The following is a 10,761-nucleotide window of genomic DNA, read 5'->3' on the forward strand; positions in this document are numbered from 1 at the left end:
GCTGACCCCGGATCAGCCCGGATCAGCCGCCGTACTCGACCCCCGCAACGACACGGAACGCCATGGAACGGGACACATGACAGCGGAAGCGAAAGCCGTCAGCACGGTCACCACGCCGGCGTCCCCGCCCCTGACGGAGCGCCAGGAGGCGCGCCGCCGCCGGATCCTGCACGCCAGCGCCCAGCTGGCCAGCCGGGGCGGATTCGACGCCGTCCAGATGCGCGAGGTCGCGGAGTCCTCCAGCGTGGCGCTGGGCACGCTCTACCGCTACTTCCCGTCCAAGGTGCACCTGCTGGTCGCCACCATGCAGGACCAGCTCCAGCACATGCACACCACGCTCCGCAAGCGCCCGCCGGCCGGTGACGATCCGGCGGCGCGGGTCGCGGAGACCCTGATGCGGGCCTTCCGCGCCCTCCAGCGCGAGCCGCACCTGGCGGACGCGATGGTCAGGGCGCTGACCTTCGCCGACCGCAGCGTCAGCCCCGAGGTGGACACGGTCTCCCGGCTCACCACGGCGATCATCCTGGACGCGATGGGCCTGGACGCCCCGCCGACGGCGGAGCAGCTCTCGGCGGTCCGGGTCATCGAGCACACCTGGCACTCGGCGCTGATCACCTGGCTGTCGGGACGGGCGTCGATCGCCCAGGTCAAGATCGACATCGAGACGGTCTGCCGCCTGATCGACCTGACGGCGCCAGAAAAGGCCTGATTCCGCCGGAGGCGCGTACGGAGCCCGGTCCTCGCGAAGACCGGGCTCCTGGCCGTGGCGCCGGGCCCCTCCCGAGGCCGCCCCTCCGGGCGGCCTCGGTACTGCTTCGCGGACACCCCTGGGCCCTGTCCGGGCGACAGGACCTAGTCCTCCGGAGGGAAGACCACCTCGCCGCTGCCCAGCAGGGTGATCATGATGGCTTCCACCGGGCAGCCCTCCGCCGCCGTCAGGACCGGCTCGTTCGCGTCCGTCTCCGCCGCGCGCGGGCGCGACTGGCGGGCCGAGTCGAGGGCGAAGCCCTCCGGGGCGTGGTTCACGCACATGCCCGAGCCGATGCAGACCCCCCGGTCCACCTCGACCTGCCACCGGTCACCCATCAGGCACCCGCCTCGTAGCCGGCCGGCAGGTGGATCATCTTGTGCTCCAGGTACTCGCTCAGCCCCTCCGGCCCGAACTCCCGCCCCAGCCCGCTGTTCTTGTAGCCGCCGAACGGCCCCAGCATGTCCAGGCTGAAGGTGTTCACGTTGAAGGTTCCGGTCCGCACCTGCCGGGCGAAGTCGATGCCGTGCCCGACGTCGCCGGTCCACACGCTGCCGCTCAGGCCGAACTCCGAGTCGTTGGCCACCCGCAGCGCCTCCGCCTCGTCCCCGTAGGGGATCAGGCAGACGACCGGGCCGAAGATCTCCTCCCGGGCGATCCGCATGGAGTTGTCCACGTCGCCGAAGAGGGTGGGCTCGACGTACCAGCCCTGCTCCAGGCCCGCCGGGCGGCCGCCGCCCGCGAGGACCTTCGCGCCTTCCTCCTGGCCGATGCGGATGTAGTCCAGCGACCGCTGCTGCTGCCGCTTGGCCACCAGCGGCCCGAGCTGCGTCGCCGGGTCCAACGGGTCGCCGACCACCAGCGCCCCGGCCGCGGCGGCGAGCGCCTCGGCCACCTCCTCGTAGCGGCTGCGCGGGGCGAGCACGCGGGTCTGGGCCACGCACGCCTGGCCGTTGTTCATCCAGGCCGCGGGGACGATCCCGGCGATGGTGGTGTCGAGGTCGGCGTCGGGCAGGATCACGGCGGCCGACTTGCCGCCGAGTTCGAGGGTGACGCGGGTGAGGTTGCGCGCGGCGACCTCCATCACGCGCTTGCCCGCGGCGACCGAGCCGGTGAAGGCCACCTTGTCGACGCCGGGGTGGCCGACCAGGTACTCGCTGACCTCGCGGTCGGCGGGCAGGATCGAGAGCACGCCCTCCGGCAGCCCGGCCTCACGGACGATGTCGGCGAGGATGTAGGAGTCGAGCGGGGACTCCGGTGAGGGCTTGAGGATCACTGTCGACCCGGTGAGCAGCGCGGGCGCGAGCTTGGCGGCGGCCACGAACTGCGGGACGTTCCACGGGATGACGGCCGCTACGACGCCGACCGGCTCCCGGCGCACCAGGATCGGCCCGAGCACGCCCTGGCGGTGTTCCTCGTACGGGAAGGAGCGCGCGACGGTGATCGCGGCGTCGTAGACCATCATCGGGCCCAGCGCCTGGGCGAGGATGCTCCAGGAGTACGGGGATCCGTTCTGGGAGCTGATCGAGCGGGCGATCTCCTCGTGCCGGACGGCGATGGCGTCCTTGATCCGGGTGACGACGGCGATCCGCTCGTCCAGGGTCATCCGGGGCCACGGCCCGGTGTCGAAGGCCTTGCGCGCCACCTCGACGGCCCGGTCGACGTCGGCCTTCGAGGCGTGCGGGACGGAGCCGATGACCTGCTCGGTGTGGGGGGAGACGATCCGGATGGTGTCGGTGCCCAGCGGATCCGTCCACTCACCGCCGATGAACAGTTGTCCGTGTTCCACGAGCTCGGTCATGGCTGGGGCCTCCTGCGGCTTGGCGTTGCAGAACTGATACCAGTTCTAGTTAGAGGAGTCCACGGCCGGGACGGAACAGACGGGAAGATCCAACGACTAGTCAGAAAGCCCTGGGAGTGGTCGACTTGGGCTACTACTGAAACAAGTTCTCGTCAGCGGACAGGGGAGCCTCATGTCAGGGGACACGTCAGAGGACACATCAGGGGACGCGTCAGAGAACACGTCACACGTGACACCACAGGTCACCGACCACGGCGGAGGCGTGTGGGGCATCAAGGTCCCGATCCCCGACAACCCGCTCGGACACACCCTCGTCCACGTCCTCGACACCGACCGCGGCCCGGTCCTCGTCGACACCGGCTGGGACGACCCCGAGTCCTGGGACACCCTCGTCGCCGGCCTCGCCGCCCTCGGCACCGCGGTCACCGACGTCCACGGCGTCGTCATCACCCACCACCACCCCGACCACCACGGCCTGTCCGGCCGGGTCCGGGAGGCCTCCGGCGCCTGGATCGCCATGCACGCCGCCGACACCGAGGTCGTCGTACGGACCCGCTCCGCCGAACCGGGCGTCTGGTTCGACTACATGAGCGAGAAGCTCGCCGCCGCCGGAGCCCCCGAGGAACACATCGCCCCGCTGCGCGCCGCCCGCGCGAGCGGCCGCATGCGCACCCTGCCCGGGCTGCGCGCGGCCGTCCCCGACCGGGAGATCGTCCCCGCCGAGCTGCTGCCCCTCGCCGGACGCCGGCTGCGCGCGATCTGGACCCCCGGCCACACCCCCGGCCACGTCTGCCTGCACCTGGAGGAGGCGCACCCGGCGCACCTCCCCGGCAACGGCCGCCTCTTCTCCGGAGACCACCTGCTGCCCGGGATCTCCCCGCACATCGGCCTGTACGAGGCCCCGGAGGACACCCGGGTCACCGACCCCCTCGGCGACTACCTCGACTCCCTCGAACGCATCGGCCGCCTCCGCCCGGCCGAGGTCCTCCCCGCCCACCAGCACGCCTTCACCGACGCACCCGCCCGCGTACGGGAACTGCTGGACCACCACGAGGAGCGGCTGACGGGGCTGTGGACGCTGCTGGCCGAGCCGCTGACCCCCTGGGGGCTGGCGGAGCGGATGGAGTGGAACCGGCCCTGGGAGCAGATCCCGTACGGCTCCCGCAACATCGCCGTCTCCGAAGCGGAGGCCCATCTGCGGCGCCTGGTGAAACAGGGCCGCGCGGAACCGGTCCCGGGCACCGACCCGGTCACGTACCGGGCGCTGTAGGAGACGGACCCGGCCGTACGGGAGCTCCGCGGGCCGGCGGGCGGGGCCCGGTCCGGTAAGGGGCGCCCCCGGCCGGCGCCACCCGGCACGGCGGCAGCGGCCGGTACAGTGAACCCGTCGTCCACACTTCCGTTCGGGGGGAAGCCGGTGCAGATCCGGCGCTGACCCGCAACCGTGACCCACTTCCGGCACCGCCCGGACGGGAAGCCGGAATGCCCCGTACCGGAGGTGCGCGGCTCGCGTCGCCGGGTCCACCGGCGGCCGGCACCGTCGAGGTAAACGGAGCCGGAGCCCGGTGCCTGTGCGTGCCTGCCTCCGTTCCCCAGCACGAGAGGCACCCGCCCCCATGAACGTCCGCCGCAGCGCCGCCGCGCTCGCCGCCTCCGCCGTGCTCTGTGTGGGCGCCGCCCCCGCCGCCCTCGCCGACACCGCGCCGCCCGCCTCGCCCTCCGCGCCGCCGGTGATCCCCTCCGGCCTGTTCGGCAAGAACGACCCGACCTACGACGGCGTGTGGCGGCAGTCCGTCGCGCTGCTCGCCCAGGACACCGTCGGCGTCAAGCCCGCCGCCCAGGCCGTGGACTGGCTGACCGGCCAGCAGTGCGCTAACGGCGGCTTCGCCTCCTTCCGCGCGGACTCCGCCGCGGCGTGCGACGCGACGACGATGTACGACACGAACGCCACCGCGGTGGCCGTGCAGGCCCTCAAGGCCCTCGGCGGCCACGACGACGCCGTCAAGAAGGGCGTCGACTGGCTGAAGTCCGTCCAGAACGAGGACGGCGGCTGGGCCTACGTGCCCGGCAGCCCGAGCGAGGCCAACTCCACCTCCCTGGTGATCAGCGCGCTGGCCGTGGCGGGCGAGAAGCCGGCCGAGGTCAGGTCGAAGGCGGGCAAGTCCGCGTACGAGGGGCTGCTCCCCTTCCAGCTGGGCTGCTCGGCCGAGCCGGCCGCCGACCGCGGCGCCTTCGCCTACCAGCCGGTCGACGGGAAGCTGCTCGCCAACGCCGACGCGACGGCCGCCGCCGCGCTGGCCGGCCTCGGCAAGGGCGCGGTCGTCGTCCCGTCCGCCGCGGACACCCCGGCGACGGCCCTGGCCTGCCCGGCGGGCGCCACCGCTCCCGCCGTCGACCCGGCGGCCGCCGCCCAGGGCGCGGCCGGCTACCTGGCCGAGGCCCTCAAGAAGGACGGCCACCTCACCGCCGTCACCCCGGGCGCCGACCAGCCGACCCCGGACACCGGCAACACCGCCGACGCGGTGATCGCCCTGGCCGCGGCCGGGCACAAGCAGTCGGCGGCGGGCGCGCTGGAGTGGCTCAAGGCGAACTCGGCCGAGTGGTCGAAGGGCAGCCCCGCCGGCCTCGGCACCCTGATCCTGGCCGCGCACGCCACCGGCACCGACCCGAAGTCCTTCGGCGGCACCGACCTCGTCTCGGCGCTGAACGCGACCGGCCCCGCCCCGCAGGGCCCCGACACGGCCGCGACCGAGGTGAACGGCGAGAAGGACAAGCCCTCGGGCGGCCAGAACATCTGGTGGATCATCGGCGCGGGCGCCGCGGCCGGCGTGGGCATCGGCATCCTGCTGAGCGGCCGCCGGAAGAAGAACCAGCTCTGATGCGCCGCCGCCGTCTCCTTCCCCTCGCCCTCGCCTTCGGCGTCGTCCTGGCCGTGCTGGCCGCCGGCCCGGCCCTGGCCTCCAGCTACCGCTACTGGTCGTTCTGGGACGGCGCCGGCGGTACGTGGGCGTACGCCACCGTCGGGCCCTCGATGGCCCGCCCTGCGGACGGCTCCGTGCAGGGCTTCCGCTTCGCGGTGAGCAAGGACGCGGCGGCCGAGGCGGCCCGGCCGCGGGCGGCGGCGGACTTCGCGGCGATCTGCGGAGCGACCCCGGCGGCCGAGGGCAGGAAGCGGGTGGCACTGGTCATCGACTCCGGCCTCCCCGAGGACGCCCCGTCCGGCGAGGCCCCGCCGCAGGCGGAACCGCGCACGGCCTGCGCACAGGTGGCCCCGGAGGCCACCGCGGCCGAGGCCCTGGCCTCGGTCGCGAAGCCGCTGCGCTACAACAGCGCGGCCCTGCTGTGCGGGGTCTCGGGCTACCCGAAGCAGGGCTGCGGCGAACCCCTCCCGGACACCCCGGCGGCCACGGACTCCCCGGCCGCCGCCGCGCCGCCGAAGGCGGACGCCGCCGACGGCGGGGGCCCGTCGGCGGGCCTGCTGGCGGGCATCGCGGCGGTGGCCGCCCTGGCCGCGGCGGGCATCTGGCAGTCCCGCCGCCGCACCCGATGACAGGCTCCCCGCACACCGGCCCCACCCCACCCGGGGACGAATCCGTCCACGGCGGGACAGACGCCGAGGGCTCTCGGCCACCCACCGGGGCCACCCGCACCCGGAATGCGACCCGCGCAGGTGGTGCGGGTGAGAACCCCGACCGGCCGGAGGCCGGGCGCACCCCCACCGGACCCGCACCCGGCGACGTGACCCCGGCCGGGCGGAGCCGGCCCGCGGCGCAGCATCCCCCGCACGGGCCCTCGTACGAAAAATGGCTGCCCCCGCACGCCGGCCGGCTCACGGCTCCGCACGCCGGCCGGGCCAACGCCCTGCACGCCGGCGCCTGGTGGCTGTGGGCCCTCGGGCTGGCCACCGCCGCCTCCCGCACCACCAACCCCCTCCTCCTCGGCCTGATCGTCGGCGTGGCCGGGTACGTCGTCGCGGCCCGCCGCACGGACGCCCCCTGGGCCCGTTCCTACGGGGCCTTCGTCAAGCTCGGTCTCGTCGTCATCGGACTGCGCCTGGTCTTCTCCATGCTGCTCGGCTCCCCCATCCCCGGCTCGCACACCCTCTTCACCCTCCCCGAGGTGCCGCTCCCGGTCTGGGCCCAGGGCATCCGCTTCGGCGGCAAGGTCACCGCCGAGCAGCTGGTCTTCGCCTTCTACGACGGCGCCAAACTGGCCACCCTCCTCATCTGCGTCGGCGCCGCGAACGCCCTCGCGAACCCGGCCCGGCTGCTCAAGTCCCTCCCGGCGGCCCTCTACGAGGCGGGGGTCGCCGTCGTCGTGGCCATGACCTTCGCGCCGAACATGGTCGCCGACGTCGTCCGGCTGCGGACCGCCCGCCGGCTGCGCGGCCGCCCCACCGGCGGGGTGAAGGCCGTCCTCCAGATCGGCCTGCCGGTCCTGGAGGGCGCCCTCGAACGTTCCGTGGCGATCGCCGCCTCCATGGACGCGCGCGGCTACGGCCGTACCGCGCGGGTCCCGGCCGCCGTCCGGCACACCACCAACGTCCTCACCCTCGGCGGCCTGCTCGGCATGTGCGCGGGCACGTACGGGCTGCTCGCCGCGCAAGGCGCCGCGTACGGGCTGCCCGTGCTCGGCATCGGCCTCGTGCTGGCCCTGGCCGGGCTGCGGCTCGGCGGCCGGCGCAGCATCCGTACCCGCTACCGGCCCGACCGCTGGGGGGCGCGGGCCTGGCTGGTCTCCGGTTCGGGCGCGGCCGTCGCCGCCCTGATCATCTGGTTCGCCGGCGCCGACCCGGACGGGTTGCGGCCGGGCGTGGTCCCGCTGGTCGTCCCCGGGCTGCCGCTGTGGCCGGCCGCGGCGGTCCTGATCGGCCTGCTTCCCGCCTTCGTGGCACCCGTACCGCCCAAGGAGGCTTCGCAGTGATCCGCTTCGAGCAGGTGTCGGTCACCTACCAGGGCGCGGCCGGGCCTTCGCTCCAGGGCGTCGACCTGGTGGTCCCCGAGGGCGAGCTGACGCTCCTCGTCGGCCCGTCGGGCGTCGGCAAGTCCACCCTGCTGGGGACGGTCTCGGGACTGGTCCCGCACTTCACGGGCGGCACCCTGCGCGGGCGGGTCACGGTCGCCGGCCGGGACACGCGCACCCACAAGCCGCGCGAACTCGCGGACGTGGTCGGCACGGTCGGCCAGGACCCGCTGGCCCATTTCGTGACGGACGTCGTCGAGGACGAGCTCGCGTACGGCATGGAGTCCCTCGGCCTGGCCCCCGCGGTGATGCGGCGCCGGGTGGAGGAGACCCTGGACCTGCTGGGCCTGAACGAACTCCGCGACCGCCCCATCGCCACCCTCTCCGGCGGGCAGCAGCAGCGGGTCGCGATCGGCTCGGTCCTCACCCCGCACCCCCGGGTCCTGGTGCTGGACGAGCCGACCTCGGCGCTCGACCCGGCGGCGGCCGAGGAGGTCCTGGCGGTCCTCCAGCGCCTGGTCCACGACCTGGGCACGACCGTGCTGATGGCGGAGCACCGGCTGGAGCGGGTGGTCCAGTACGCCGACCAGGTGCTGCTCCTGCCCGCCCCGGGCGCGGCCCCCGTGCTCGGCACCCCGGCCGAGATCATGGCCGTCTCCCCGGTCCACCCGCCGGTGGTCTCCCTGGGTCGCCTCGCGGGCTGGTCCCCGCTCCCCCTCTCGGTCCGCGACGCCCGCCGCCTGGCCCCGCCCCTCCTCTCCCGCCTGTCGGCTGCCGCCGGCCCCGCCACACCTGCGCCCGCCCCTGCCCCGGCTCCGGCTCCGGCTCCGGCTCCGGCTCCGGCTCCGGCTCCGGCTCCGGCTCCGGCAGCGTCCGCCCCGGCCCGCACCGCTTCCCAGGGCTCCACCCCGGACCCCGCGCTGGCCCCGGCTTCGGCGTCAGCTTCCGCCCCAGCGTCGGCGTCGGCTTCCGCCCCGGCCCCGGCGTCGGCACCGGCGTCGGCGTCGGCGTCGGCACCGGCGTCGGCGTCGGCGTCGGCGTCGGCACCGGGGAACCCCGTGCCCCACCCGTCCGCGCCCACCCGCGCGCCCGCTTCCCAGGGCTCCGCCCCGGACCCCGCGCCTCAAACGCCGGCGGGGCTGGATGTGCCCTCCGGGCACCCCGCCCCGCAAGGCGCAGCAGACCAGCCCAATCCAGCCGCACCAACACTTGAAGCGCACGCAGCCAATCCGGCCCCGCCAACAATTGAGGCGAGGGAGCCCAATCCGGCCCCGCCAACACCTGAGGCGCAGGAACCCAATCCGGCCCCGCCAACACCTGAGGCGCAGGAACCCAATCCGGCCCCGCCGGCACCTGAGGCGCAGGAACCCAATCCGGGCCCGCCCACATTTGCGGCGCAGGGGCCCAATCCAGCCGCACCAGCCCTCGAGGCGCAGGGGCAGAATTCAGCCCCGCCGGCGTTTGAGGCGCGGGGGTCCGGGGGCAGAGCCCCCGGGAGCGGAGCCCGGCCCGGGCTGTTCGCGTGGCTCCGCCGCAGCAAGCCCACCCCGGGCAAAGCCCCCGGCACGGGACCCGGCAAAGCCCCCGGCACGGGACCCGGCAAAGCCCCCGGCACGGGACCCGGCACGGGACCCGGCAAAGCCCCCGCCACAGGGGTGGCCGAGGCGTACAACCTCGGCGTACGCCGCGGCCGCACCGAGACCCTCCGCGGCATCAGCCTGAGCGTCGCACCCGGCGAGACCGTCGCCCTGATGGGCCGCAACGGCGCCGGCAAGTCCACCCTGCTCGCAGCCCTGGTCGGCACCGTCGCCCCCGCCACCGGCGAGGTGACCGTCGGCGGCAAGGCCCCGCACCGGACCCCGCCCCCGGAGATGGTCCGCCGCGTCGGCCTGGTCCCGCAGGAGCCCCGCGACCTGCTCTACGCCGACACGGTGGCCGCCGAGTGCGCGGCCGCCGACTCCGACGCGGGCGCAACCCCCGGCACCTGCCGGGACCTGGTCTCGGCCCTGCTCCCCGACGTCCCCGACGACACCCACCCCCGGGACCTGTCCGAGGGCCAGCGCCTGGCCCTGGCCCTGGCCCTCGTCCTCACCGGCCGCCCCGCGCTGCTCCTCCTCGACGAGCCGACCCGCGGCCTGGACTACGCCGCCAAGGTCCGCCTGATCGGCATCCTGCGCACCCTGGCGGCCGAGGGGCACGCCATCGTGCTGGCCACGCACGACGTGGAGCTGGCCGCCGAGCTGGCCCACCGCGTGGTGATCCTGGCGGGCGGCGAGGTCGTCGCCGACGGCCCGACCGCCGAGGTCGTCGTCTCCTCCCCCGCCTTCGCACCGCAGGTCGCGAAGATCCTCGCGCCGGGCCACTGGCTCACGGTGAGCCAGGTCGCCGCGGCCCTGGCAGCGGCGGAGGCGCCGTGAGCCGCCCCGTGCGGATCGGCCCGCGGGCCGCGGCCGCCCTGGTCCTGGTCACCCTGATCGGCATCGCGGCCTTCGGCTGGCCGCTGCTAGCCGACCGCCAGTCCGGCCTCGCCCACTCCCAGGACGCCCCCTGGCTCTTCGCGGCGCTGCTGCCCCTCCTCGTCGCCGTCGTCGTCGCGACCATCGCCGACAACGGCATGGACGCCAAGGCGGTGGCGATGCTCGGCGTGCTCGCCGCGGTCGGGGCGGCGCTCAGACCGCTGGGCGCGGGCACGGCCGGCCTGGAGCCGATGTTCTTCCTCATGGTGCTGAGCGGCCGCGTCCTCGGCCCCGGCTTCGGTTTCGTCCTGGGCTCGGTGACGATGTTCGCGTCCGCCCTGCTGACGGGCGGGGTCGGGCCGTGGATGCCGTTCCAGATGCTGGCCCTGGGCTGGTTCTCGCTGGGCGCGGGGCTGCTGCCGGGCCCGGAGCGGATCCGGGGCCGGGCGGAGCTCGCGATGCTGGCGGCGTACGGCTTCGCGGGTTCGTTCGCGTACGGCACGGTCATGAACCTCCAGGGCTGGGTGATCCTGCAGGGCATGGGCCAGGGCATCTCCTTCCATCCCGGGGACCCGGTGTCCGCGAACCTGGCGCGTTTCGTCGCGTACTGCCTGGCGACCTCGGTGGGCTGGGACCTGGGCCGGGCCGTGCTGACCGTCGTACTGACCCTCACCCTCGGCGCCACGCTGTTGAAGGCGCTGCGCCGGGCGACGAGGAAAGCTGCCTTCGACGCGCCCGTCGCCTTCGATTCGGGGGCTGAAAGTGGCCCGGACCACACCCCCCAAAGGGGTACG

9 protein-coding genes and 1 riboswitch are annotated in these 10,761 nt (G+C 74.9%); of the genes, 7 read left to right on the forward strand and 2 right to left on the reverse strand.

Going from position 1 to position 10,761, the window contains the following annotated elements; all coding sequences use genetic code 11:
- Positions 1 to 76: 76 nt before the first annotated feature.
- Entirely contained in the window at positions 77 to 709 is a 633-nt protein-coding gene (locus tag AB0D94_RS33600; protein ID WP_362060122.1) for a TetR family transcriptional regulator, read from the forward strand.
- 143 nt (positions 710 to 852) lie between these two features.
- Here AB0D94_RS33600 and AB0D94_RS33605 read toward each other — a convergent pair whose 3' ends face one another.
- Both AB0D94_RS33605 and AB0D94_RS33610 read right to left on the reverse strand, forming a co-directional pair.
- Positions 853 to 1,086: a ferredoxin gene (locus AB0D94_RS33605; RefSeq protein ID WP_362060125.1), complete on the reverse strand. Its 234-nt coding sequence runs from the start codon at positions 1,084 to 1,086 to the stop codon at positions 853 to 855.
- Positions 1,086 to 2,549, reverse strand: a complete 1,464-nt coding sequence (locus tag AB0D94_RS33610) for an aldehyde dehydrogenase (RefSeq protein WP_362060128.1) — start codon at positions 2,547 to 2,549, stop codon at positions 1,086 to 1,088. The genes AB0D94_RS33605 and AB0D94_RS33610 overlap by 1 nt, the downstream gene beginning before the upstream one ends.
- A gap of 172 nt (positions 2,550 to 2,721) precedes the next feature.
- Between AB0D94_RS33610 and AB0D94_RS33615 the strand changes: the two genes are divergently transcribed.
- The 6 genes from AB0D94_RS33615 to AB0D94_RS33640 all read left to right on the forward strand — a co-directional run.
- Positions 2,722 to 3,819, forward strand: coding sequence for an MBL fold metallo-hydrolase (locus AB0D94_RS33615; protein WP_362060131.1), 1,098 nt, complete (start codon positions 2,722 to 2,724; stop codon positions 3,817 to 3,819).
- Positions 3,820 to 3,956: 137 nt separating this feature from the next.
- A riboswitch (cobalamin riboswitch) is annotated at positions 3,957 to 4,037 on the forward strand.
- Positions 4,038 to 4,165: 128 nt separating this feature from the next.
- Positions 4,166 to 5,428, forward strand: coding sequence for a prenyltransferase/squalene oxidase repeat-containing protein (locus AB0D94_RS33620; protein ID WP_362060134.1), 1,263 nt, complete (start codon positions 4,166 to 4,168; stop codon positions 5,426 to 5,428).
- Positions 5,428 to 6,099 (forward strand): SCO2322 family protein, encoded by a 672-nt coding sequence (locus tag AB0D94_RS33625; protein WP_362060137.1) that lies wholly within the window; start codon positions 5,428 to 5,430, stop codon positions 6,097 to 6,099. The genes AB0D94_RS33620 and AB0D94_RS33625 overlap by 1 nt, the downstream gene beginning before the upstream one ends.
- 257 nt (positions 6,100 to 6,356) lie before the next feature.
- Complete coding sequence (locus AB0D94_RS33630; RefSeq protein ID WP_362060150.1) at positions 6,357 to 7,472, forward strand: energy-coupling factor transporter transmembrane protein EcfT; 1,116 nt, start codon at positions 6,357 to 6,359, stop codon at positions 7,470 to 7,472.
- On the forward strand, positions 7,469 to 9,928 hold the full coding sequence (locus tag AB0D94_RS33635; RefSeq protein ID WP_362060140.1) for an ATP-binding cassette domain-containing protein: 2,460 nt from the start codon (positions 7,469 to 7,471) through the stop codon (positions 9,926 to 9,928). Before AB0D94_RS33630 ends, AB0D94_RS33635 begins: the two co-directional genes overlap by 4 nt.
- Positions 9,874 to 10,761: ECF transporter S component (locus tag AB0D94_RS33640; RefSeq protein WP_362060153.1), on the forward strand; the 888-nt coding region annotated here is incomplete at its 3' end. The genes AB0D94_RS33635 and AB0D94_RS33640, both read left to right, overlap by 55 nt.

Origin of the sequence: Streptomyces sp. NPDC048255 (genome assembly GCF_040652415.1) — a bacterium.
In the GTDB taxonomy this organism is placed as follows: domain Bacteria; phylum Actinomycetota; class Actinomycetes; order Streptomycetales; family Streptomycetaceae; genus Streptomyces.